This is a genomic window from Xanthomonas sp. BRIP62409 (assembly GCF_003992965.1).
GTDB classification, from domain to species: domain Bacteria; phylum Pseudomonadota; class Gammaproteobacteria; order Xanthomonadales; family Xanthomonadaceae; genus Xanthomonas; species Xanthomonas euroxanthea.
Map to the genome: position 1 here is coordinate 57895 of NZ_QEZJ01000027.1, position 24967 is coordinate 82861.

The window sequence follows — 24967 nt, forward strand, 5'->3', positions numbered from 1 at the left end:
ACGCTTGAGGCGATTTGCCGCGGTTCCAGTCATCAAGGCTTGGCGCGTGGGCTTTCCCCAAAGTGATGCATAAGCTCGGCGTGCGTTTGCGCATAGGCAGCGTCCGTGAGAGACGTTGCCATGGGCGAATTCGCGGCAGTTTTCGCAACTTCGGCCTTCGCCCTGTCCTGGTCTTCGCTTCGCAGCGCCAGGTCAGCCAAAACGGCGACGTGAGTTGGCTGGACCTCGACGAAGCCGCCCGACACATACAGCTGGAAAGGCGGCTCGCCCGTTTCCGGATAAATGAGGATCATGCCTTCGCGCAGCGTGCTCAGCATTGGTGTATGTCGTGCCATCACGCCAAATCGGCCGCGTTCTCCAGGAAGACTGACCTCCCGGGCGCGTCCCTCCCATTGGGCTCCCGTAAGGCTCACGACAGTCAGCCCGAAGGTCTGCTGGGCATTGGCGATGAAGTCGGGTCCGGGATGGGCAGACGTTTGTGCGTGCATGTCGTATCCGCCTGAAGCCTTGCTCGAAGAAGCCTCACTGCGTTGCGCAGCACCGGTAACGACTGCTGATTTTTCACCAGGCCTCATGTCCACACTCCTTGAAAAAATATGACGCTGTTGCCCCCCATAACAGCTTTTCTTTCTCGCCATCACCGCGCGACTTCGACACCGAAAAGCAACGCCAGCCGGTGCCACCTCGGGTCTCATGATGCATTGCACCATACACGCCTGCCTTGATTTCGATCAACTCGGATCGAACGGCCTCTGGGGCAAGCTGGGATGATGGTATGTGCCGGAGCAAACCGAAATGATTCGGGCATCGTCACGCAAAAAATGTCAGTCAAGGATGCGGAGAGCTGATGCTTATTTACCGGTCGTTTCTGGTGTTGGGTCCTGGGCATCCAGGTGCATGGCGTGCAGCCTGCTGGAAAGCGCTCGCGCCACGGAAAAATTGATTGAACTCAAAAGGGGCTTTGAGGTGAGGCGTTTGGCTTCACTCCAACGCTTGCCTTCTAAGAAGTCGTTCAGATCGCTCCCCTTCTTTGCGCAGGTGTGACGGTCTACAAGGGGCTCAAATGACCGACACCAAGCCTGGAGACTGGGTGTCATCTCCGGCATCGGCGGACTGGGTCATATGGCCGTGCAATACGCCAAGGCGATGGAACTCACTGTGGCAGCGGTCGATGTGGACGACGTCAAGCTGGATCTCGCCCGGCGACCGGGCGCCACTGTGGCAGTCAATGCGAAGAAGGAGGGCTCAACGGCGTGACCGTGCGGGGATCGATCGTCGGCAGCCGTTTGAATCTGCAAGAGTCGCTGAACTTCGCAGAGCAGGGCAAGGTGGCCGCGATGGTCCAGACCGACCGGCTCGAAAACATCAACGAGGTATTTACCCGCATGCACCAAGGCGCCATCGAAGGTCGCGTGGTGTTGAGTTTCGCGGATTGAGCAAGCTGTGGGGGCGTCGCCCTAGGATGAGGGCACGCACAGCTGGGCCGTTTTTGGGGATGCAACGCGTTGCATAGCAGCAGCGCGGTTCGTTTTACTCGCATTCGCCCCCTGCGCCAGACCGTGGTGCCCACGACGAGTTGACCGGGCGCTTCGCGGTTCGACCGCTGCCGACGCCGAACCTGCCGCTGAGCCCGCTGTGGTCAGCCGGCGCAGCGACGCAGCGGCATTGCGGTGGTCTGAGCCTTGCACGTCGGGCGGGTGCGTTAGCGCGATGGGTTGTGGGTGTCGTTGCTGCTGCCTGGAGAAATCAATGCACGCGCACGATCCGAAAGAGGGCAGCCACGCTGGTGGAGCAAGTGGATGGCCTCCCTGGTCCGTCGCAGCAGCCCTGTGTTCGCAATGAAGGTGGTCTTCGATCCGTGGAACGCAAGCACGATGTTCTCGGTTCCGTGGGTCTTCCGGTAGTCGACCAAGGCAACATCCGCGTAAGGCCGAGTACGGGTCCGCAAGACGCGGTACTCCACACGCTCTGCATGAAGAATCAACGTGGGGTTGAGGCTGTTGTGTGCCCACGCAATCCAGGGCAGGAATGTGAACCCGGCGAACGCGGCCTCCAATGTGACGACGACAGATGTCTCCACCGAAATCTCCTTGCGCAGGACCTGTCTGACCCCGACCGTCATCATTGTGACCTGTACCGACTGTGCTTGCGTCAACCGGCCCGGTGTCTAATTCACTCGGGCCATCGCCATGGGCCGTGAGCAAGGTGACGCAGGCGTTTCCTTGCTGTTCCCATCACGCATCCCGTGCAAAAAGATCGTGTCGGCTGCCGATCCATCGGGCAGTCCTTGAGAGCGATTTATCCACGCATCGGGAGAGCCATATGCGCCGTATCCTGTCCGCAGCACTGCTCGGATTGTTGGTAGGTCACGCACACGCGCAGCAAGGGGACGGCACCGACGTGCCGGCGCAGGTGCACACATTCAAGCCGGACAAGGTAGACGCCAGTCCTGGTCAGATGGCTGGGTTGAAAGTTCCGGCAGGCTTTCAGATCAAGCCGCTCGCAACCGGGCTGAAGAATGCCCGCATCATCGCCGTGGCGCCGGGCGGCAACATCTACGTGTCCCGGCGTGATCAGGGCGACGTCCTGCTGCTGAAGGACGCCAACGACGATGGCAAGCTCGACGCACCTGCCAAGGTGGTGGCCAACCGATCCGGAGCGCATGGGCTGGCGGTTCGCGATGGCCAGCTCTACCTGGTCACGGTCAAGGAGCTGTTCGTCGCCCCGATTCTGAAAGACGGAACCCTGGGACCACTCAGGTTGCTGGTGGGCGATCTACCGGACGGTGGGCAGCACCCGAACCGTACGATGGCATTCGGCCCGGACGGCATGCTGTATCTGAGCATCGGCTCCACCTGCAATGCGTGCAACGAGAGCAACCCCGAGCACGCGACGATGCTGCGCGTGTCGCCGGATGGGAAGTCACGCACCATCTTTGCCAGTGGCCTGCGCAACACCATCGGCTTCGATTGGGACCCTGCGACCGGCGAGTTCTGGGGCATGGACCAGGGCATGGATTTCTTGGGCGATGAGGTCCAGCCGGAGGAGCTCAACCACATCGTCAAGGGCAAGCAATATGGCTGGCCCCACATCTGGGGCAAGGACGGGGTCAACCCGCAGAGCACGCCGCAGGGCGAGATGACCAAGCAGCAGTGGGCCGCGATCAGCGAACCGATGGTCCTTGGCTACACGGCTCACGCCGCAGCCATGCAGTTCCACTTCTACCGGGGCGCATCCTTCCCGGCCGATTACAAGGGCGATGCCTTCATCACCTTCCGTGGGTCGTGGAATCGCAAGCCAGCGTCCGGCTACGAGGTGGTGCGGCTGAAGTTCGAAAACGGCAAGCCGGTCGCTTTCGAGCCATTCGTGACCGGCTTCCTGACCGAGGGCGGCACGAAACACTTTGCGCGGCCCGTGGGCCTGGCGGAGACGGCCAACGGCGCGCTTTTGGTCTCGGACGATGCCAATGGCGTCATCTACCGCATCTCCGCCACGGGCGCACCGGCCCGTGCTGCGGCAGCAGGGCAACCCAGCGCAGCACCAGCGGCGTCGCTCGAGAAACAGGTCAACCAGGGCAATGGGGTGCCGCTCGCCCTGGCTCGTCCCGAGACCAACAGCAAGGGAACGCTCACCGTGACTGCGCCCGCGTTTGCCAGCGGCGCTGCGATGGACAAGCGCTTCAGCGATTACGCCGATGGCGTCTCGCCGGCGCTGTCATGGAAAGCGGTTGCCAAGGCCACCTCCTACGTCGTGATCATGGAAGACCCCGATGCCAGGCCCATCACGCCGTTCGTCCATTGGGTGGCCTGGAACATTCCCGCCAAGGTCACCCAGCTGCCCGAGGGCCTGCAGGAGCAGATGCGTCTGACTGAGCCCGACGGCGTGCTGCAGGGGGCAACGAGCCGTGGTTCGGTTGGCTACTACGGACCGCACCCGCCGGTGGGCGATCCGCCGCACCACTATCACTTCCAGGTCCTGGCGCTGGACACCATGCTGGACGTCAAGCCGGGTGCGACCCGGGACGAGGTGCTTGCCGCTGCGTCGGGCCATGTTCTGGCGAAAGGCGAAACGTTGGGTACCTACGCCCAAACCGTCGCCCCACCGAAGTAATCGCGCCGGAAACCGCGACTTGATTGCATTGCCATCCCTGTCGTAGATGGTGCTTTCCATTCTTCGATTCGCGGACGTAGCGGGCGCTGAAGGCGCCCGCACGGCTGGAGATCGTGATCTTTCAACAGAGACCAGTGTTTGCCACTTGCGTTTGCTTTGCAGCGACACTGCCTGGGGTGTCGGCATTTGTTGTATCCAATACACCGACCTGGCTGCGGGATCGCCTGACCTTTGTCGCGCCAAGCCATGTCCGCCTATGGGCCCGCAGCTGGTGCTGGACGTGGCCCGTTGAGTGCGCAGGCTTCCGCATCCTCCTTGGCGGCTGGACTAGTGGCCAAGCGCTTGGGTTACCCCTGATCCGTCAGGGAGGGGTAGTGACCTTCGTGGCATGTGCGCCGAAAGCGCCAACATGCGGTGCCAAGACCAGGCTCAAGCGCCGCCGACATTCTCGAAAGGCAAGTGCGGATGCAGGCATGTCGCATGAATCAAAAATTTTTGCTTGCGCATCCCAAGCTGCCAGCAGCACTTCCAGGTCATTTATCAGTGTTTGCATTTATGCCCTTTGATGCACAGACGGTAGCCCCGCCCCTCATCTGACCTTGAGGAGCGAGCCTACCTGGCCACTATGTCGGTGCTGTTAAGCCCGCTTAGGGGCAACTTATAGCGGACTCGGAAATGCAGGACAAGCGTTTGCCGCCGCCTGCTGCTGTGCAATGCCGGGGCAAATCAGAACCCCGGTGGGCCCAGAATCCGGGCCCACCTAGATTTGCTCAGAACTCCTGCCAGCCTGCGCCGTCAGTGGAGCTGATGGCTTCCAGTTTGCGCGGTGCACGGTGCGGGACAATTTTTGCGGGTGTCTTCACAGGCGTTGGCGTCCTGTTGCTGTTTGAGCCAGCAATGGCTGACGAGGCAGGAGCCGCGCGGACCGCAACGTTGTCCTTGTCGATCTTGAACACCGCCACGGCGTCGGTCAGCTGCGTGGCTTGCTCTTCCATGGCGCGGGCTGCAGCGGTCGCCTCCTCGACCAGTGTGGCGTTCTGCTGGGTCGCTTCATCCATCTGCGTCACGGTGGTGTTGACCTGTTCGATGCCGGCCGACTGTTCCTGCGAGGCTGCGGAGATTTCGCCCATGATGTCGGTCACGCGCTGCACGCTGGCGACCACTTCGGTCATCGTGGTTCCGGCGCTGCGCACCAGGGCCGAGCCTTCCACAACGCGCTGCACCGAGTCGTCGATCAGGTCCTTGATCTCCTTGGCCGCGCCGGACGAACGCTGTGCCAGCGTACGTACTTCCGAGGCGACCACGGCAAAGCCGCGGCCTTGCTCGCCGGCCCGCGCCGCTTCCACGGCGGCATTCAATGCCAGGATGTTGGTCTGGAACGCGATACCGTCGATGACCGAGATGATGTCGGCGATCTTCTTGGACGACGCCTCGATACCGCTCATGGTTGCGACCACCTGGCCGACGACTTCGCCGCCCTGGGATGCCACGCCTGCGGCGCCAATCGCCAGCTGGTTGGCCTGGCGCGCATGTTCGGCGTTCTGGCGCACGGTGGAGGTGAGTTCTTCCATCGAGGCAGCGGTTTCTTCCAGGTTGGCCGCCTGCTGTTCGGTGCGCTGGGACAGGTCCTGGTTGCCTGCCGCAATCTCGCTGGCTGCCGAATTGATGGACACCGCCGACTGCTGGATGCGTCCGACAATCTCTGCAAGCTGTGCAGCAGTGGTATTGGCATCGTCGCGCATCTGCGCGAAGACGCCCTTGAACTCGCCGGTCATGCGGGCCGTGAGGTCGCCTGCGGCGATGGACTGCAGCAGCGAGGACAGGGATTGCAGGTTGCTGTCCGCGGTGGCCATGAGCAGGTTGAGGCTCTCGACCATGATGCGGAAGTCGTACTGGAACCGTTCCGCATCGCCGCGTGCGGTGAAGTCACCATTGGCAGCAGCTTGTGCCAACTGCTTGATTTCCAGGTTCATGGCAGACAGGTTGGTCTTGACCTCATTCATGGTCTGCGTCAGCACGGCTTTTTCGCCAGGCAACTGCTCCATGTCTTCACTCAGGTCGCCAATGGCATAGCGGCCCATGATGCGTGCGAGGTTGGACTGCACGCTGAGGTGGGAGGCAACCAGGGCGTTGGTGTCCTCGGCCATGCGGCCGTAGTCGCCGGGCAGTGCGCTGGCATCCATCAGAAAGCTGATCTGGCCTTCGTCATGGCGCCTGGCCATGTCTGACTGGGCCGCCATCAGGCTGCGGATCTGCGTTTGCATGACCTGCATTGCCTGAAGCAAACGCCCTGGTTCGTCCCGAGCCTTGGTTTGCGCGTTGCTGGTCAGATCCCCTTGCGCAATGGCATTGGCGACCTGTGTTGCACGGGCCAGGGGCGTGGTGAGGCTGCGGGTAATGATCCAGCCCAGCAAAGCGCTTGCGATCAGGACAACGGCGCCGCCGGTAATGAGCATGGCCCGTCCGCCTGCAATGGCGGCCAGTGCTTCCGCGTACGCATCCTTGGTGTTGTTGTTCTGGCGTGACACCAACTCCCGCAGTGTTTTCTGCCAAAGCAGGACGGCGGGTCTTCCCTTCTCGCTCAGCAGGGTTTGTGCTCCCATGCGGTCCCCTTCGGCGCACAGGGCCATCACCTGATCAGTGAAGCTGCGAGCGATGGTGCGGCGTTCGTCCAGGGCGACTCTGACGCGGCGGCCGCCTTCAGACAAGGAAAGGCTGTCCAGGGTTCTGAGCTTTTCGCGTAGCCCGTTGTAGCGGGCCCGTTCGTCACTGATGGTCTTGACAGCCTCTTTGTTGAGCGCATCGCTGGTGACCATTGCATAGGTCCCGAGCGCTACCAGGATCGATGAGTTGGCGTCCAGCATTTCATTGGCGACCTGGATCTTCGCCATCCGGTCTTGAACGATCGAGTCCAACTGGTGTTTGGAAACCGACATCGTCCACAGGCCTGCTGCAACAAGCATGGCAGAAAGAAGAATCAGGACGCCGAATGCGGCGCCCAGGCGCTTACCAACGCCGTGCCTTTGAAGAAATTCCATCTCGTAAACCTTCGGAGCTGTGCAAAAGCGCACACACACTTAGCGGCCTCTACCGCAAGGAATGAAGAAAAGGCATACATGTATATTCAAGCTCTATACAAATGCTGTGCTTTTTGCGGCACTTGTCACCTTATGCCGTCGGAGCTTGCCGCAATCCCCGTGGGGTCATTTCGGGGCAGATGTGGGTGAGTTACTTACACAGCGTAGGGGGGGGCGCCGAGTATGGGAACGACAGGCCGGGGTTTGGTAGCTGCTTGGCCATTTCCTTCCCCATGGTCAGGAAGCTCCTGATTGAGCGGGTGCGCGGCGATGGGCATAGTGCCGGGCACGTCGAGCGAGCACCATGACCACCACGCACCCTCAACTTATCGGCGCACTTCTCAAGGGCATCCGACGCGCCGAATCCGCGCGCGCAGCCTCTATTGCGTATTGCGCCGGATTGGCCGGGCAGATGCGCTTTGACTACGGCACGCCGGACGATGCGGGCAAGGTGCTGGAGATGTTCGCGCTGGATGCCGAGCAGATCCGCGAGCTGGGGCTGGTGGGCGTGGAAGAACTGGGCGAGGCGGTCTGCCATGCCTGGTCCATCAACGCCGGCGAGCTGGATCGGGTGGTTCAGTGGTTTTCGGCGCCCAGGGTCGAGTTCGTCGGCAAGCACTGCCGCGAGCTGATCCGGGCCGGGCGCATCGGGCCGGTGCTGACCATGGCCCGCGAGCACGCCTTGCTGCGCCATCGCTGAGCGCCGCCAGACTCGGGCGCGCCCGGCCGCTTTACGCTAGCCGGCGCAACAGCAATACTCGCTGACCCTTCCAACCTCAGTTTTGCCAATGCGCCAGGTTCCGCCCGCTTCATCCGCCGCCGCCGCCAAAGCCCAATTGCTGGAAGAGCTGCGCAAGCTCGAGCAGGAAGAAGCCCAGCTGAAGTACGCCCAGACGCTGGAAGCCTTCGACCAGGTGGTCGAGGTGCTGACCCAGTTCGGCAGCCGCTTCAATGCCAAGCAGAAGTCCCAGATCGCGTCGTTGGCAATGACCGGCAAGTCCAAGGGACCGCTGTCGTCCACGGGCGAGGTCGTCGCCAAGTACTGGATTCCGCATTCCGGCGAGACCTGGTCCGGGCGTGGCCGCACACCGCGCGCGTTCAAGGCATGGGAAGGCACCAGCTCCTACAAGGAATGGAAGGCCAACCATCCGGACAAGCGATTCCCGCTGTATCCGGGCTGAGTTCTTGAAGAGCCACGGTCTGGCTGCGCGCACGCCTGTGGCCTGGCGATTACGGCCTTCCTGCACCTTGGTTTTATCGCTGTAAGTGCCGCGCTGCATTGCAGGCGTTGCCGGATCGTACAATTCACGCTGGCAGTGATCACGCTTGCCGATGTCGTCGTGATCCAGGCCATAGGTGTCATCGATACCGCCTTAAAAAGCGCTTTCGCCAGCTAAGCAATCGGAGCTTGATCTGCGATCGCGCCGTCGTCAGGCGCGCTGCGGTTTGCCCCGCGCTTGACGCGCAGCTGGGTGTCAGCGGCAGAGTGGTAACCGCACACGAAAACAGCAGCGGTATTTACCGACCGGCAGTGCAGATCCGGTTCAAACCGGAGCATCCATTGGCTCTGTCGACGCAATAAAAAACGCGCGGCCTGCCGGAGTTCCGGCAGACCGCGCGTTTGGTTTATCGCATCAGGGTTACTGGTCGTTCTTGCACTCGAATACCGACACGCTGCGCGGCGGGGCCAGGAATTCGCTGGCGCCTGCCGGCATCATGTCCACTTCCAGGGCTTCGTCGGTCGAGAGCACCAGCTTCCAATGCACCGGTTCGTCGGTCGAGGGCAGGGTGAAGGTCACGCCTTCGTGGTAGGCATTGATGACGATCAGCAAGGTGGCGTCGTTGGCCAGCTCCTTGACGCCGGAGGTCTGTGCCTTGCCTTCCAGCAGCAGTCCCACCGAGCGCGCGCCGGCGTCGGTCCAGTGCGCGTCGTCCATCTCGGTCCCGCCCGGATTGAGCCAGGTGAGATCGCGCAGGCCCGCTTCTTCGTTGTACTGGCCGTTGAGGAAGCGGCCGCGCGACAGGATCGGATAGCGCTTGCGCAACTGCGTCAGCGCCTTGACGAAGTCGGTCAGGCGGCCATCGGTCGGGTCGTTTTCCCAGTCCAGCCAGGTGATCTCGTTGTCCTGGCAATAGGTATTGTTGTTGCCGCCCTGCGACTGCGCACGCTCGTCGCCGGCGAGCATCATCGGCGTGCCTTGCGAAAGCAGCAGCGTGGCGAGCAGGTTCTTCATCTGCCGCTCGCGGATCTGCAGCACGTCCGCATTCTCGGTGTCGCCTTCCTCGCCGTAGTTGCAGGAGCCATCGTTGGACGAGCCGTCGCGGTTGTCCTCGCCGTTGGCCATGTTGTGCTTTTCGTTGTAGCTCACCAGGTCACGCAGGGTGAATCCATCGTGCGCGGTGATGAAGTTGACCGACGCCCACGGGCGGCGACCGCGACGATCGAACAGGTCTGCCGAGCCGGTGAAGCGGGTGGCGAACTCGGCCAGCTTGCCGTCCTCGCCCTTCCAGAATTCGCGCGCATTGTCGCGGAACTTGTCGTTCCATTCCGACCAGCCCGGCGGGAAGTGACCGACCTGGTAGCCACCGGGGCCGCAATCCCAGGGCTCGGCGATCAACTTGACCTCCGACAGCAGCGGGTCCTGGTTGCATGCATCCAGGAAGCCGCCGCGCTGGTCGAAGCCGCTGGGCTCGCGTCCCAGGATCGTGGCCAGATCGAAGCGGAAGCCGTCCACGTGCATCTCGCTGGCCCAGTAGCGCAGCGAATCGTTGACGAACTGGATCACCCGCGAGTTGCTCAGATTGAGCGTATTACCGGTGCCGGTGTCGTTGATGTAGTAACGCTTGTCTTCGGCAAGGCGATAGTAGCTGGCGTTGTCGATGCCCTTGAACGACAGCGTCGGGCCAAGCTCGCTGCCTTCTGCGGTGTGGTTGTAGACCACGTCCAGGATCACTTCCAGGCCCTGCTTGTGCATGGCCTTGACCATGTCGCGAAATTCATCGCGATGCCCGCTGGACAGGTAACGCGACTTCAGCGCGAAGAAGCCGATGGTGTTGTAGCCCCAGTAATTGCGCAGGTCCTTGTCCAGCAGATGCTGGTCGTCCAGATACGCATGCACCGGCAACAGTTCGACCGCGGTGATGCCCAGGTCCTTGATGTATTGCAGGACCTGCGGCTGTGCCAGGCCGGCAAAGGTGCCACGCACGGCTTCCGGTACCTGCGGGTTGCGCATGGTGTAGCCACGCACATGGGTCTCGTAGATCACCGTCTCGTTCCACGGCGTCAGCAGGCGCGCGTCGTCTTCCCAGTCGTAGGTGTCTTCGACCACCACGCACTTGGGCATGAACGGCGCACTATCGCGCTCGTCGAAGCTCAGGTCGCCGTCCGGGTGGCCCACGGTATAACCGTAGAGTTCGTCCGCCCAGATCAGGTCGCCATCCATCTCGCGTGCGTACGGGTCCATCAACAGCTTGTTGTGGTTGAAGCGGTGGCCTTCGGTCGGTTCATACGGGCCATGCACGCGGTAGCCGTAGCGCTGTCCGGGTTTGACGTCGGGCAGGTAGCCGTGCCAGATCTCGTTGGTGTATTCCGGAAGGTCCACCCGCACTTCGGTGCCCTGTTCGTCGAACAGGCACAATTCCACGCGGGTGGCATGCGCGGAAAACAATGCAAAATTGGTGCCCTTGCCATCGAAGACGGCGCCGCGCGGAAACGGGCGTCCTTGGCGGATGCGGGAGGGGTTGGCGTAAGCCGCGCTTGCTGGACGTCGCATTGAGAGTCTCGGGTGCGCCGGCATGCCGGCATTGAGGGGACTCAAGCATTGCGTGGGCAGCTGTGCAAACTGCGTCACGACGGCAGGGGGGCGGCGTGAGGGCGGTTGTCGCGGGGCGTGGCCGCCGATTATTTTCTGACCGCAGTGACGGAAAAACAGGGCGCACGGCCGCGGGGATCTGACATGTACGCATCGCGCGGGTCGGCTGCGTTGTCTATGCGGCTGTCGCCAGATAAACCCCCTCTGTGCATCACCGGTGTCATGCGCGCGCGCTTGAGCGCCGCGCAGGCGCCCTGCTAGCATCCAGGCCGTCGGAGTCATGCAACGCATGCAGTGTGACAGCTGCCTTGCTGCGTCGCTTCCGCCTCCCATTCTCGGGGCCGTCGCACACCCGTCGAACGCAGCATGCAGGGCAGGGACGCTGCCCGCCCGTGCAATCGACCGGCAGACCTGCGGACTTGGGTCACTCCGTCATCAGACTCCGACCATGTCCAGGCCGCGCCGTACCCCTGCTGCGATGAAAATCGCCATCCTTTCCCGCAACAGCAAGCTGTACTCGACCCGGCGGCTCATCGAGGCCGGGCGCAAGCGTGGCCACACCGTGCGCATCCTCGACCCGCTGCGCTGCTACATGCGCATCGCCGCCGACGGCTTCAGCCTGCACTACAAGGGCAAGCCGATCACCGGGTTCGACGCGGTGATCCCGCGCATCGGCGCATCGGTCACCCGCTATGCCACCGCGGTGTTGCGCCAGCTCGAATTCATGGGCACCTATACGCCCAACCCTTCCGATGCCATCCTGCGCTCGCGCGACAAGCTGCGCGCGCATCAGTTGCTGGCCGCGCAGGGCATCGACATGCCGGTGACCGTGTTCGGCGACAACCCCGACGACACCCAGGACCTGCTGTCGATGCTCGGCCCGCCGCCGCATGTGGTGAAGTTGAACGAGGGCGCGCAGGGCGCCGGGGTGATCCTCACCGAGAAGGCCAGCGCCTCGCGCGGCGTGGTCGAGGCGCTGCGCGGGCTCTACGCCAATTTCATCGTGCAGGAGTTCATCGGCGAGGCCGAGGGCGCGGACCTGCGCTGCTTCGTGGTCGGTGACCGGGTCGTTGCCGCCATGCGCCGGCAGGCGGCCGAGGGCGACTTCCGTTCCAACCTGCATCTGGGCGGCAGCGCCGCGGTGGCCCAGGCCACCGAGCAGGAACAGGAAGTCGCGGTGCGCTCGGCGCGCGCGCTGGGCCTGGCCGTGGCGGGCGTGGACCTGATCCGTTCCACGCGCGGGCCGCTGGTGCTCGAGGTCAATTCGACCCCCGGACTGGAGGGCGTGGAAGGGGTCTGCGAGGTGGACGTGGCGGCGGCGATCATCCAGCACCTGGAGCAGTCGATCCGCTGATCGGGCCACCCGCGCCGTTATCGAAAATTTAACGAAAATCTAATCCTTTCCTCGCTAGCCTCACCCGACCGTAGCTCCGCTCTCGGCAGTGACGGTGATCGGGATGAACTTTTGGCCCAAGTGCGTTGTCGCACTTGGGCCTTTTTATGTGGCGGCTTGCTGCCCCCAGGCTTCGCGTCTACATTCGCTGATGTTAAATCGCTCAGGCACACAAGGAGGCGTCGGCATGGCAAGGCAACGCGGCATTGGAAGGCTGCTCATCGTGATCGGTCTGCTGACCGGCCCTGCCTGCGCAGTGGCGGCCGATATCGACATGCCGTCCAGGCCGCCGGTGCAGCAGGTGCCTAGCGATCTGCACAAGGGCCAGACGCACTCCGGGATCAGTCAGGATGAGCACGTTAAGGTGACAGCGGCACCCGAGCGCATCGCGGCCGCGTCTGAGGCACAGCCGGGTGTCATCGCGCTGCTGCCCGAGCAGCGCGCAGGCTCGCATAACGACCAGGAGCTCATCACCCAGATTTTGACCATGGCAGGCGAAGATGGTCGGCCAACCGCCGGCGCGCGCGTGCACCTGGTTCGCAGATCAGTACCGGGCAGTGTCTGACCGCCGCCGCGTGCGGCCATCAAACGACTATAAGCCAACACGAAATTTCTCGGCGCCAGCGCTAAAAACAGTTTAACGAATGAGGTTCCAGTGCGAATTCTAGTAATCGAAGACAACAGCGATATCGCCGCCAATCTGGGCGACTATCTCGAAGACCGCGGCCACACGGTGGATTTTGCTGCCGATGGCGTGACCGGGCTGCATCTGGCCGTGGTGCATGAGTTCGACGCCATCGTGCTCGATCTCAACCTGCCCGGCATGGATGGCATCGAAGTGTGCCGCAAGCTGCGCAACGAAGCGCGCAAGCAGACCCCGGTGCTGATGCTCACCGCGCGCGATTCGCTGGACAACAAGTTGGCTGGTTTCGACTCCGGTGCAGACGACTACCTGATCAAGCCGTTTGCATTGCAGGAAGTGGAAGTGCGGCTCAATGCGCTGTCGCGTCGCGGCAAGGGCGTGCACACCCGCGTGCTGGAAACCGGCGACCTGGAATACAACCTGGATACGCTGGAAGTGCGTCGCCGCGGCAAGCTGCTGCAGCTCAACCCCACCGCGTTGAAGATCCTGCAGTCGCTGATGGAGGCCTCGCCGGCCGTGGTCACCCGCCAGGAGCTGGAAACCCGCGTCTGGGGCGAGGAGCTGCCGGATTCGGATTCGCTGCGCGTGCATATCCACGGCCTGCGCGCGGTGGTCGACAAGCCGTTCGACGTACCGATGATCCAGACCCGTCACGGCATCGGCTACCGCATCGCCTCGCCCGATGCCTGAAAGCAATAACGGCGCGCGGCCGGCGCGCAAGCGCGGCCGTTACCGGCGGCGTCTGCGCAGCCGCATCATCCTGTCGTTCGTGTTGTTGGGCTTCTGCCTGACCACGCTGTTCGCTTTCGCCACCAACTGGGCACGTTCGCGCGTGGAAAACCAGTTGGTCGAAGACGTGATGAACCGCAATATCGACGCCTTCGCGCAGCGCTTCTACTCCGACCCGCTGCGCAACCCCGATCTGCCGGTGCAGCAGATGCGCGGGCGCGTGGTCAAGAGCGACAAGTTCGATGCGCTGCGGCTGGAACAGCCGGAGTGGTATCAGCTGCCCGACGGCATCCACACCATCTCCGGCGTGGACGACAGCGGCAACGCGTATTCGTACAAGCTGGCGGTGCGCAAGACGCCGAGCGAGTGGTTCTTCCTCGCCTACGACATGACCCAGACGCTCAAGGGCGAGATCCAGCTCAAGCGCACGCTGATGCTCTCGGTGCTGGTGTTCAGCGGCTTTTCGCTGCTGATCGGCTGGTGGTCTGCGTCCAAGGTGATGCGCCCGGTGTCGGACCTGGCCGCGCGCCTGCGTGCTTACCGCGGCGGCACCAGCGAGCCCAAACCGCTGGCCGCGCACTTCCCGGACGACGAAGTGGGCCAGCTGGCCGAAGCGCTGGACGATTACTCGGCCCGCCTCACCGAAGTGGTGCAGCGCGACCGCGAATTCAACGCCGACGTCAGCCACGAACTGCGCACCCCGCTGGCGGTGATTCGCGGCGCCACGGAACTGCTGCTCACCAAGCCCAATCTCGACGAAAAGATGCTGCAGCGCCTGCAACGCATCCAGCGCGCCGAACTGCAGTGCAGCGATTTGATCGGCTCGTTGCTGCTGCTCTCGCGCAACGAGCGCGGGCAGGGCAGCAGCAATGTCGCCAAGGTGGCCGAACAGCTGATCGACGCGCACCGCGCCCAGCTCGGCGGCAAACCGCTGGAGCTGCTGCTGGAAGGCGAGCGTGACCTGGTCATCGACGCGCCCGAATCCGCTCTGTCGGTGGCGCTGGGCAACCTGATCGGCAATGCGGTCAAGTACACCCAGGACGGCCAGGTGCGCGTACGCGTGCTTGCCGATGCAGTGGAAGTGATCGACTCCGGCCCCGGCCTGAGCGAGGAAGACGCCGCCAAGCTGTTCCAGCGCGGCTACCGCGGCACCCACGCCGGCCACTCGCAAGGCGGCGGCATCGGCCTATCGATCGTCAGCCGGCTGTGCGACCTCTACGGCTGGCGCGTCAGCGTGCGCCCAGGCCAGCAGCGCGGCGTCATCGCAACCCTAGCCTTCCACCGCTAACCACCGACGCACTTCCGTAGGAGCGCACCCGGGCGCGACAGCCTTATCCATAGTGCCTCCCCCGGCAGCGCCTCCAACAACAACCGCACCCAAAACACCCCTCAGCGCTCCACCACCGTCACCACCAACTCGCCCGCACGCGCAGTGATCTGCAGCTTGCACCCAACCGCAAACCCCAACTGCTCCAGCCAAATCCCACGCAAGCGCACGCTGGGAATGCGCTGGCTATGCGGCCGGCCCGGTTCTGCATCGTAGAACGCATAGCCCACCGTGCAGCGTGTGGGCGTGCGCGCCTTGCGCGGCGGCAGATCGTCCACGCGACGCTTGGGGCGACGGTCGAAGTCGAGGTTGTCTACGTCGAACGTGGGCGAGGGCACCAGCCGCATGGGCTGCGCGTCCTTACCGGCGTGACCGCCCGCTCGGCGGAAATCGAATGTCAATGCAGCAAGTAGATGCGGTCGGTGTTGGTGCGCTGATTCGACGTCGAGCTACGTTACGCTGCCCGGGGAAACATGCCACGCATGCCGGAGGATCTGTGTGCGGAAGGAACGAACGCCATGCAGCGTGTGCCAATGAACTCGCCGTCGATCATGGCAGCCGGCTGACCGTGGGAGCATCGTGGGTGCCCGGCCGTGGACGTCAGCGCCCGATTCGATGCGTTTGTAAAATTGCCCTGTAGCTCGCATCCAGGCGTCGCGCTTGTTGCGCCAACTGGTCCGTGTTGCCTTCGTTGCTGACGATGTCATCGGCAATCGCCAAGCGTTGTGCGCGGGATGCCTGCGCGGCAATCATCTGATCGGCAAGTGTTGCGGTAATCCCGTCGCGTTGCATCAGGCGAGCATGCTGAAGCGACACCGGCACATCGACCACAACAATGCGGTCCAGCCAGGCATAGGTCGTTCGGCCGCCCGCTTCGGTCAGCAGGGGAATGGCGACGACCGTATAAGGGCCCAAGGCTGCCAGCGCGGCGCGCTGCAGTTCTGCGCGAATGGCCGGATGGGTGATCGCTTCCAGCGCCTTCCGTTGGGCCGGATCGGCGAAGACGATCTGGCGCAGGGCCGGGCGGTCCAGCGTGCCATCCGGTAGCAGGATAGCCGTGCCAAATCGTCCCACGATCGCATCGAGAATGGGGCCGGGCGCCACGACCTGCCGCGCAACGATATCCGCATCAATGACCGGCACGCCCAGCTTCTCGAACTCGGCGGCCAGGGCACTCTTGCCGGAGGCGATGCCACCGGTGAGGCCGACGATGAAGTCGCTCATCGCCGTGCCCGGGTCAACGCAAGCCTGCGAAGTGCAGGTAACCGTCGACTATATCGTTGCCCCAGAAGAACACCACCCAGCCGGCGATGGCCAGGTAGGGGCCGAACGGAATCGGGGTGGCGCGGTCGCGGCCCTTGGCCACCAGCCAGATCGAGCCGAGGATGGCGCCAACCAGCGAGGAAATCAGGATGATCGGCAGGATGCCTTTCAGCCCGCACCAGGCGCCGAGCGCGGCCAGCAACTTGAAGTCGCCGTGGCCCATGCCTTCCTTGCCGGTGAGCTGCTTGAACAGCCACCACACCGTCCACAGCGAGACATAGCCCACCGCCGCGCCCAGCAGGGCGGGCTTGGCCGGCATGTAGAGGTTGTCCATCGAGCCGACCAGGCCTAGCCACATCAATGGCAGGGTCAGCTGATCCGGCAACAGCTTGTGACGCAGGTCGATGCCGGACATCGCCACCAGAAAGCAGCTCAGCACGATCGCGCCGAAGCCCTGCCAGCCAAAGCCGAAGCGCCAGACGCTGGCCACGCACAGGATCGAGGTCAGCAACTCCACCAGAGGGTATTGAAGCGAGATCGGCTTGCCGCTATAGCGCGACTTGCCGCGCAGCATCAGCCAGCTGAAGAGCGGGATGTTCTCCCACCACTTGAGCTTGTCGCCTGTAACCGGGTCGTGCGAGGGCTCCACCACGATCCCGGGAGGCGGTGGCTCGTAGATGTCCGGCAGCTCCAGGATCTCGCGCGCATCGCGCCGCCACTGCCACTCCATGCGCTTTGGCAAGCGCAGGATCACCACGTTCAGGAAGCTGCCGATCAGCAGTCCCAGTCCGGCCGCGGCGGGAAAGCCGAGACCGGGATGCTGGTCGAGAAATGCCATTACGTCTTAACCCACCACTGCGCCAAGTTTGAAGATCGGAAGATACATGCCGATGACCATGCCGCCGACGATGGTGCCAATGAACACCATGATCATTGGTTCCAGCAAGCTGCTGAGCGCATCCACAGCATTATTGACCTCCTGTTCGAAGTACTCGGCGACCTTGAACAGCATGGCATCCAGTGCACCAGCTTCTTCGCCGATCGCTGTCATCTGGATCACCATATGAGGAAATAAATTGACTTGTTTCATAGCAGCATTGACTGGATAGCCAACGGACACGTCGTCGCGCATGCGTAGCACTGCAGCTTCATATACAGAATTTCCAGTGGCTCCCGCAACAATGCCAAGCGCTTCTACAAGCGGTACGCCGGCTTTAAAAGTGACTGCGGTAGTGCGCGCAAATCTGGCAATTGCACTGTTATGCATAATTTGCCCAATTACAGGGACTTTGAGGATCAGTCTGTCCATTCCATGCTGCATGGCTGGCGAACGTTTGTAAGCGAAGAAAAATCCAGCGGCCGTGCCTAAGGCGATAAATAAAATAAGCCACCACCAGGCAACCATGAAGCGAGATGCGTTTACGATTAACTGAGTGAAAGCTGGAAGTTCAGCGCCAAAGCCCTTAAAGACGTCCTCAAATTGTGGGACTACCCATATAAGCAAGATTGAACTAACAATCAGCGCAACTGCCATCACCATTGCTGGATAAAAGAGAGCCTTTTTAATTTTCCCTTTAAGGGCCTCAATATTTTCCTTATAAGATGCAATTGTATCTAGGACCGTTTCAAGCACGCCGGCGCCTTCGCCGGCTCTCACTAAATTGCGGTACAGTTCATCGAACTGCACGGGATGCCTGCTGATTGCTTCGTGCAGAGACGAGCCGCCTTCAATATCTGTGCGAATTTTACCAACCATATCGCGCATGCGTGGGTTTTTTTGGCCACTACCAATAATCTCAAGCGCACTTACAATAGGTACGCCAGACTTCATCATAGTCGCCATCTGACGGCTGAAGAACGAGATATCTTTGGCGGTAACCTTCTTGCCCGCTGCACCAAATAACGGCTTCGGTTTCGATTTTACGACATTGGGTGTAATCCCTTGTCGGCGTAATTCAGCGCGAAGCATGTTGGCATTTCTGGCAACCTGCTCGCCCTTCATTTTGATGCCTCGCTTGTCCGTCCCCTCCCAGACAAACAAAGACAATGGGCTTGCGTCACGTGATGCTGACGATTTCGCAATGGCTGTACGGCTTGCGGACATTTTTCGTTCTCCGTCCAGCCATCCCCAGGCCAGATCTGTACGGCAGATAGTACAAGCTTCTGCGGAGACTGGCACCTAGCTTGAGTGCCGGGCGCTACCATACGCGGCGTGCAAAGTTGAACATGTAGTTCGCTCAAAAGTGACGTTGAGGGTCACATTGCAGCCAGCGTAGCAAAAATAGGCATTAGCTCTATCTCATCGCTAGGGACAGTGCGATCATGACATCGAAGCGGATGGGGATGTGAGTTGCAGTTGGCACGCTTCCTGCTAGAAGCTTCCTTGCGGCGACACCTGAGCTTATTTGTGATGTGCTGTCAGGATCTCGCAGAGGTGTTCAGGAGTGTCCTTTTTTAAATTTTTAAAAATCTAGGGGTTATAAATGAAGAAGCAGCAGGGCTTTACCTTAATCGAGCTGATGATTGTCATTGCTATCATCGCAATCCTTGCGGCCATTGCTATTCCTGCGTATCAGGACTACATTGCTCGTGCGCAGATGTCCGAGGCGATGACGTTGGCTAGTGGTCAGAAGGTGGGTGTTTCTGAAGTATTTGCAAACAACGGTACTTGCCCGACTAATGGCAATAACGGCTTTGCCGCTGCTGCCGATATCAATGGTAAGTACGTCGCTCAGGTGGCTGTCGGCGGAACTGCAGCAGCAACTGGCGGATGCACCATCGTTGCAACCATGAAGAGTACTGGCGCTGCGGCCGGCATCCAGGGCAAGAAGCTGACGCTGACTCTGTCTAATGCTGACAAGGGCTCCAACGTGTGGGCGTGTACTTCCGATGCCGCCCAGAAGTACCTGCCCACTGCGTGCACTGGAACCTGATTGGTTAGTTGAGTTGGTTGAATTTCCAAAAGCCCCGGTCGTCACCGGGGCTTTTCAATTGTGTTTTGATAGAAATATTTAGCAGGGCCACTTGGGTTCTTGGTGTCGGCATCTGGTCGGTGTGGATATTAAGTTTGGCCTTGCGATGCCCTGACGAGACTCATCTTGGTCTCATGCTGTTAAGTAGGATGGAGTTGACTGAATTATTGCTTATCTTTTGTAGTGCGATATATTGACTTCGCTTAATCAAGGGTTTCTCAACATGAGCACAGCGACTTCTATCAATTTGGTGGGTATAACCGGGATAGCCCGGCGCTTAGTGCAAGATGGCGCGATAGATGAAGTGGTAGCTCGCGCTGCTATGGACCAAGCATCTACAGCTAAGGTGCCGTTGCCGCAATGGTTTTCCGAGAAAAAGCTCGTAACGGCTTCACAATTGGCTGCTGCCAACGCGGTTGAATTCGGCATGCCGCTTATGGACGTATCAGTATTTGATGCTAGCCAAAACGCAGCCAAGCTGGTCAGTGAGGAGTTGCTCCAGAAGTACCAGGTTCTGCCGCTGTTCAAGCGCGGCAACCGGTTGTTCGTGGGGGTGAGCAACCCGACTCAGACCAGGGCACTGGACGATATCAAGTTCCATACGAACCTGGTGGTCGAGCCTATCTTGGTCGACGAGGACCAGATTCGTCGCACGCTGGAGCAGTGGCAGGCCAGCAATGCGTCGCTTGGCTCATCGCTCGGGGACGATGACGAGGGGATGGGCGACCTGGACGTGTCGGCCGGGGACGAGGACATGGGCGCCGGCGGGGATGCCGGGGTCGATGCCAAGGGCGACGACACGCCGGTGGTGAAATTCGTCAACAAGGTGCTGGTGGATGCGATCCGGCGGGGAGCCTCCGACATCCATTTCGAGCCCTATGAAGACGACTATCGGGTGCGCTTGCGGATCGACGGGCTGCTGAAAAACGTGGCCAAGGCACCGGTAAAGCTGAACCAGCGCATCGCGGCGCGCCTGAAGGTGATGTCGCAGCTGGATATCGCCGAGAAGCGGGTGCCGCAGGACGGGCGCATCAAGCTCAACTTGTCCAAGACCAAGCAGATCGACTTCCGCGTGAGCACCTTGCCGACCTTGTTCGGGGAGAAGGTGGTGCTGCGTATCCTGGACGGCAGCGCGGCCAAGCTGGGTATCGAGAAGCTGGGCTACGAGGCGGACCAGCAGAAGCTGTTCCTGGAGGCGATCCACAAACCCTACGGCATGGTGCTGGTGACCGGGCCGACCGGTTCGGGCAAGACGGTGTCCCTGTACACGGCGCTGGGCATCCTCAACGACGAGACGCGCAACATCTCCACTGCCGAGGATCCGGTCGAAATCCGTTTGCCTGGCGTCAACCAGGTGCAGCAGAACAACAAGCGCGGCATGACGTTTGCGGCGGCGCTGCGTTCGTTTCTGCGCCAGGATCCGGACATCATCATGGTCGGCGAAATCCGCGACCTGGAAACGGCCGAGATTGCGATCAAGGCCGCGCAGACCGGTCACATGGTGCTGTCCACGCTGCATACCAACGATGCGCCGCAGACCATCGCGCGTTTGATGAACATGGGTATTGCGCCGTACAACATCACCTCGTCGGTGACTTTGGTGATTGCGCAGCGTCTGGCGCGGCGGTTGTGCAACAACTGCAAGCGCAGATCGAGCCTGCCCGAGCATGCGTTGCTGGCGGAGGGGTTCACTGCGGAGCAGCTCGCTGCCGGTATCGAGCTGTATGAGGCAGTCGGTTGCGACGAGTGCACCGAAGGCTACAAGGGACGTACCGGTATCTACCAGGTGATGCCGATGACCGACGAGATTGGCGCGATCGTGCTGGAAGGCGGCAACGCGATGCAGATCGCCGAGGCGGCTCAGAAGATCGGCATCCGCGACCTGCGCCAGTCGGCGCTGGTCAAGGCTGCGCACGGGGTGACCAGCCTGGCCGAGATCAATCGCGTAACCAAGGACTGAGCGCCCTCATCCGCCCTTCGGGCACCTTCTCCCGCAGGCGGGAGAAGGGCATGTAGCGTGCTTTGCATTGCGGGTTGGTGGTGCTTTGAGCCACTTCGTGCAGTTTCTTGCGCCGACGTGGAAGGGCTGAGCGGCGGGGCGTCGGAGTGGGGATTAGGGAATCGAAGGCGAGCCATGCGTGTGCTGATATCGACTTCGCTTGGGCCCCGCAAGAGCAACCGAACGGCAACGTTTCCCGATTCCTGATTCCCCCTAATCCCTAATCCCTAATCCCCAATCCCGGCTTCTCTACTCCATCCCCAACTTCTTCAACTTGTAGCGCAACGCCCGAAACGTGATGCCCAGCTGCGCGGCGGTCTTGGTCTTGTTCCAGCGGTTTTCTTCCAGTGCTTTCTGGATCGCGGCGCGTTCCAGTTGCTCGATGTAGGAGGGCAGGGCGGCCGAGGCGGGGTCGATGTCGACCACGGCTTCGCGCGGTTCTACGGCGGCGCTGCCGGGGGTGGCGGCCAGGCGATGGCCGCCGTGGGCTGGCAGGCGCAGGTCGGTGGCGCTGATCTGGTCGTCTTCGGCCAGGGCCAGGGCACGTTCGAGGATGTTTTCCAGCTCGCGCACGTTGCCCGGGAAGCCGTACTGGTCCAGCGCATCGAGCGCGGACTGGGTCAGTAGCGGTATCGGGCGGCCATGGCTGTGCGCCAGGCGGGCGATGATCGCCGCGGCCAGCTGCGGCAGGTCGCCGCCGCGTTCGCGCAGCGGCGGCACGCGCAGTTCGATGACGTTGATGCGGTAGTACAGGTCGTGGCGGAAACGGCCGTCGGAGACCAGGTCGCCCAGGTTCTTGTGGGTTGCCGAGAGGATGCGCACGTCCACCAGCGACTCGCTGGAAGCGCCGACCGGGCGCACTGATTTTTCCTGGATCGCGCGCAGCAGCTTGACCTGCATCTGCAGCGGCAGTTCGGCCACTTCGTCCAAGAACAGCGTGCCGCCATGCGCGGCCTGGAACAGGCCGGGCTTGTCGGCATGCGCGCCGGTGAAGCTGCCCTTCTTGTGGCCGAAGAACTCGCTTTCCATCAGTTCGGCGGGGATGGCGCCGCAGTTGACCGGCACGAACGGGCCGGCCGCACGGGCGCCCTGTTCGTGGATGGTGCGGGCGACCAGCTCCTTGCCCACGCCCGATTCGCCGACGATGTAGACCGGCGCCTGGCTGCGCGCGACCTTGCCGATGGTGGCGCGCAGGCTTTCCATCGCGCTGGAATCGCCAAGCAGGCGGCTGGCCTGTTCCGGCGGCGGCGCCGGCGGCGCGGGGCGGTCGCGGTTGTTCAATTCCAGTGCGTGCTTGACCAGGCCGCGCAGCACGCTGATGTCCACCGGCTTGCTGACGAAGTCAAAGGCGCCGGCCTTCAAGGCCTCCACCGCCAGGTCCATGCTTCCGAACGCGGTGATCATCGCCACCGGGGTCTGCGGATAGTGCTTGGCGATTTCGGTGACCAGTTCGATGCCGTTGCCGTCGGGCAAGCGCATGTCGGTCAGGCACAGGTCGTAGGGATTGTTGGCCAGCAGCTCGCGCGCTTCGGCCAGGTTGGCGGCGGTGCTGATGCGCAGGCCCATCCGGCCCAGGGTGAGAACAAGCAGTTCGCGAATGTCACGCTCGTCATCGACAACCAGGGCACTTTTCGGTTCGTTCATGTGGCGCACGATAGCCCAGGGCGATGACAGTCGACAATTGCCGGCCGAGTGCGGGCCCAACGATTCACATGATCAAACAACGGGCGCGGCGGGACGCACGAAGCGTAGCGGCTGGCCGCAGATACACGAACGCAGCGCCGTTGCAGGCAGATGCGCCATGGGCATGCTGTAGGCGTGACGCAACGATCCCGCTCATTTCCCGAGCAGGCTGTTGGGCCCCTGCAACAGGATCCGGAAACAGGCGCCGCCACCCGGCACCGACACATAGTCCAGTTGCGCCTGGTTGGCGCGGCACAGCTCCTGGGCGATGTACAGGCCGAGCCCGGTACCGTGCTCGGAGGTGGTGTAGAACGGCCGGAACAGCTGTGCGGCCACTGTCTCGGGGATGCCGGGGCCGCGGTCGATGACATCGATCACCGCCATGCGCTCCAGGCGTTCGACGCGCAGCTTCACCCGCGCCGGCTCGTCCATCACCCGGCCGTACTTGAGCGCGTTGTGGACCAGCGCGGTCAGGATCTGGTGCAGGTGCTTGGGGTCGACCAGGGCATGCACGGACGCGCCTTGAATGCTCGCTTCCAGGATGTCGGTTTCCATCGACAGGGTCTGCCGGTACTCGATCACGAAGCGGCGCACGAACGCGGCCAGGTCCAGGTTGTCGGGGTTGGCGCGTTCGCGCCGGGCCAGCGCAAGCACGCTTTCGACGATGCCGTTGGTGCGCTGGCATTGCTGGTGGATGATCTGCAGCAGGCGGCGGTCGGCATCACCGATGTGCGGGGATTCTTCCAGCAATTGCGAGGCGTAGCTGATCGCCGCCAGCGGGTTGCGGATCTCATGCGCCAGGCTGGCCGAAAAGCGCCCCATCGCCGACAGGGTGAGCGATTCGGCGCGCCGCGACACTACGCTGGCATCGTCCAGGAACACCAGCACCAGGTCGCTGTCGGCGAGCAGGCGCACGAAGCGCGGCTGGACTTCCGGGCGGTCGGCGCCCAGTTGCAGCGGGGCCTCTTCCTGGCGCCAGCCGCTGCGCCAGCGCTGCAGGCGGCGCGCCAGCTCCGGGGTAAGCGCGGCCAGCGACAGGTCGACCGGGGCGTTGCGCTGGTCGCCATCGCCGAGCAGCGCCAGCGCCGCCTCGTTGGCCAGGGTGATGCGGTTGTGCGTATCGACCACCAGCACGCCGGTGCGCATGCGGCGGATGATCAGCTCGTTGATCTCGTAGAGATTGGCGACCTGCGCACCGCGCTCCTCGGCCAGCACCTGATTGCGGCGCGCCCGCGAGGCGATCTGTTCGCAGATGAAGGCCACTGCGACATAGCTGGTGGCGAACATCGCCAGTTCGGCGATCGGGCGAGTGGCGCCGCCGCCTTCCAGCACGGTCCACAGGTACTCCAGCACGGTGGCGGCGCTGGCGAGCACGGCAATGCTCATGCCATAGCGCAGGCGCAGCAGGATCGAGGCGGCGGCGACATTGAACAGCAGCATCATCGCGATGCCGGCGCTGGCGCCGGGCAGCGCATGCGTGGCAAGGGTCGCGGCGAGGATGTCGGCGATCACCGCGCACAGCACGGTGGCGGTCAGGCGGCGCTCGTTGCGGCCGCGGAACAGCAGCGGGATGGCCATCGCCAGGTAGCCGATCGCCACACCGGCCGCCAGGCGCGGGTAGCGGGGCTCGGGGATCGCGTCGGACAGGGGGCTGAACACCAGTGCGGCGATCAGCCCGGCCACCAGCACCCGGTACAGCGAAAAGAAGTACAGCTCGCGCTGTGGCGCGGACTGGATCCGGTCGATAAGCGATGGGCTGGATGGCAAACCGATTCCCCGCGGGCGCAAGCGGCGAGTATAGGCAGGTGCGCGGCCCACGCAGCACTTGCGCACAGTGCCGGGCTGGACGCAAGCGCCGCCAGCGGCGGGGCACTCGGGCCGACTTTTGCGCCGCACGGCGTGGTCGGCCACAATAGGCGGCCCGTTCGCGTCTCTTGACGTGCCGCCCTGGCGGTCTGC

At 62.5% G+C, this 24967-nt stretch carries 18 protein-coding genes and 2 pseudogenes; 10 read left to right on the plus strand and 10 right to left on the minus strand.

Annotation, left to right across the window (positions count from 1 at the left end; translation table 11 throughout):
* Nucleotides 1-32: 32 nt before the first annotated feature.
* Nucleotides 33-575: an ATP synthase F1 subunit epsilon gene (gene atpC / locus EO170_RS16760; RefSeq protein WP_241239461.1), complete on the minus strand. Its 543-nt coding sequence runs from the start codon at nucleotides 573-575 to the stop codon at nucleotides 33-35.
* A gap of 435 nt (nucleotides 576-1010) precedes the next feature.
* Here atpC and EO170_RS16765 point away from each other — a divergent pair.
* Nucleotides 1011-1436: pseudogene (locus EO170_RS16765) on the plus strand (zinc-binding dehydrogenase); the annotation flags it as partial.
* A 266-nt stretch (nucleotides 1437-1702) separates the two neighbouring features.
* On the opposite strand, the gene EO170_RS16770 reads toward EO170_RS16765, so the two are convergent.
* Nucleotides 1703-2122, minus strand: a complete 420-nt coding sequence (locus EO170_RS16770; RefSeq protein WP_126946691.1) for a hypothetical protein — start codon at nucleotides 2120-2122, stop codon at nucleotides 1703-1705.
* A gap of 200 nt (nucleotides 2123-2322) precedes the next feature.
* Between EO170_RS16770 and EO170_RS16775 the strand changes: the two genes are divergently transcribed.
* The gene (locus EO170_RS16775; RefSeq protein WP_126946694.1) at nucleotides 2323-4110 is read left to right on the plus strand and encodes a YbhB/YbcL family Raf kinase inhibitor-like protein; all 1788 of its coding nucleotides are present in this window, start codon (nucleotides 2323-2325) and stop codon (nucleotides 4108-4110) included.
* Between the two features lie 770 nt (nucleotides 4111-4880).
* Here the strand turns inward: EO170_RS16775 and EO170_RS16785 are convergent.
* Nucleotides 4881-7148, minus strand: coding sequence for a methyl-accepting chemotaxis protein (locus EO170_RS16785; protein ID WP_126946697.1), 2268 nt, complete (start codon nucleotides 7146-7148; stop codon nucleotides 4881-4883).
* Between the two features lie 343 nt (nucleotides 7149-7491).
* Between EO170_RS16785 and EO170_RS16790 the strand changes: the two genes are divergently transcribed.
* Both EO170_RS16790 and EO170_RS16795 read left to right on the plus strand, forming a co-directional pair.
* Entirely contained in the window at nucleotides 7492-7887 is a 396-nt protein-coding gene (locus tag EO170_RS16790; protein WP_104648915.1) for a hypothetical protein, read from the plus strand.
* A gap of 88 nt (nucleotides 7888-7975) precedes the next feature.
* The gene (locus EO170_RS16795) at nucleotides 7976-8368 is read left to right on the plus strand and encodes an H-NS family nucleoid-associated regulatory protein (RefSeq protein ID WP_104583655.1); all 393 of its coding nucleotides are present in this window, start codon (nucleotides 7976-7978) and stop codon (nucleotides 8366-8368) included.
* Between the two features lie 459 nt (nucleotides 8369-8827).
* Here the strand turns inward: EO170_RS16795 and glgX are convergent, their stop codons facing one another.
* Nucleotides 8828-10960: a glycogen debranching protein GlgX gene (gene glgX / locus EO170_RS16800; RefSeq protein ID WP_119127578.1), complete on the minus strand. Its 2133-nt coding sequence runs from the start codon at nucleotides 10958-10960 to the stop codon at nucleotides 8828-8830.
* Between the two features lie 487 nt (nucleotides 10961-11447).
* Here glgX and rimK point away from each other — a divergent pair, with 487 nt between their 5' ends.
* From rimK to EO170_RS16820, 4 genes are all read left to right on the plus strand, one after another.
* A complete protein-coding gene (gene rimK, locus EO170_RS16805) occupies nucleotides 11448-12353 on the plus strand; it encodes a 30S ribosomal protein S6--L-glutamate ligase (protein WP_166763129.1) in 906 nt (301 codons plus the stop codon).
* 226 nt (nucleotides 12354-12579) lie between these two features.
* Nucleotides 12580-12957 carry a hypothetical protein gene (locus EO170_RS16810; RefSeq protein WP_232087858.1) on the plus strand — a complete coding sequence of 126 codons (378 nt, stop codon included), beginning with the start codon at nucleotides 12580-12582 and terminating at the stop codon, nucleotides 12955-12957.
* Nucleotides 12958-13047: 90 nt separating this feature from the next.
* Nucleotides 13048-13725, plus strand: a complete 678-nt coding sequence (locus EO170_RS16815; RefSeq protein WP_006448355.1) for a response regulator transcription factor — start codon at nucleotides 13048-13050, stop codon at nucleotides 13723-13725.
* Nucleotides 13718-15052 carry a HAMP domain-containing sensor histidine kinase gene (locus tag EO170_RS16820; protein ID WP_164739182.1) on the plus strand — a complete coding sequence of 445 codons (1335 nt, stop codon included), beginning with the start codon at nucleotides 13718-13720 and terminating at the stop codon, nucleotides 15050-15052. The genes EO170_RS16815 and EO170_RS16820 overlap by 8 nt, the downstream gene beginning before the upstream one ends.
* Before the next feature lie 101 nt (nucleotides 15053-15153).
* Here the strand turns inward: EO170_RS16820 and EO170_RS16825 are convergent.
* The 4 genes and pseudogenes from EO170_RS16825 to EO170_RS16840 form a co-directional block, all read right to left on the minus strand.
* A pseudogene (locus EO170_RS16825) lies at nucleotides 15154-15482 on the minus strand (SymE family type I addiction module toxin).
* Nucleotides 15483-15691: 209 nt separating this feature from the next.
* Nucleotides 15692-16315, minus strand: coding sequence for a dephospho-CoA kinase (gene coaE, locus EO170_RS16830; RefSeq protein WP_126946700.1), 624 nt, complete (start codon nucleotides 16313-16315; stop codon nucleotides 15692-15694).
* 13 nt (nucleotides 16316-16328) lie between these two features.
* On the minus strand, nucleotides 16329-17192 hold the full coding sequence (locus EO170_RS16835) for an A24 family peptidase (protein ID WP_104533847.1): 864 nt from the start codon (nucleotides 17190-17192) through the stop codon (nucleotides 16329-16331).
* Between the two features lie 6 nt (nucleotides 17193-17198).
* Nucleotides 17199-18458: a type II secretion system F family protein gene (locus EO170_RS16840; protein WP_104650204.1), complete on the minus strand. Its 1260-nt coding sequence runs from the start codon at nucleotides 18456-18458 to the stop codon at nucleotides 17199-17201.
* A 379-nt stretch (nucleotides 18459-18837) separates the two neighbouring features.
* Here EO170_RS16840 and EO170_RS16845 point away from each other — a divergent pair, with 379 nt between their 5' ends.
* Complete coding sequence (locus EO170_RS16845) at nucleotides 18838-19287, plus strand: pilin (protein WP_104650205.1); 450 nt, start codon at nucleotides 18838-18840, stop codon at nucleotides 19285-19287.
* Between the two features lie 289 nt (nucleotides 19288-19576).
* Nucleotides 19577-21286, plus strand: coding sequence for a type IV-A pilus assembly ATPase PilB (pilB, locus tag EO170_RS16850; protein WP_206514028.1), 1710 nt, complete (start codon nucleotides 19577-19579; stop codon nucleotides 21284-21286).
* Nucleotides 21287-21574: 288 nt separating this feature from the next.
* Here pilB and EO170_RS16855 read toward each other — a convergent pair whose 3' ends face one another.
* Complete coding sequence (locus tag EO170_RS16855; RefSeq protein WP_164739181.1) at nucleotides 21575-22969, minus strand: sigma-54 dependent transcriptional regulator; 1395 nt, start codon at nucleotides 22967-22969, stop codon at nucleotides 21575-21577.
* 192 nt (nucleotides 22970-23161) lie between these two features.
* Nucleotides 23162-24775, minus strand: coding sequence for a HAMP domain-containing sensor histidine kinase (locus EO170_RS16860; RefSeq protein ID WP_126946706.1), 1614 nt, complete (start codon nucleotides 24773-24775; stop codon nucleotides 23162-23164).
* Nucleotides 24776-24967: the final 192 nt, after the last annotated feature.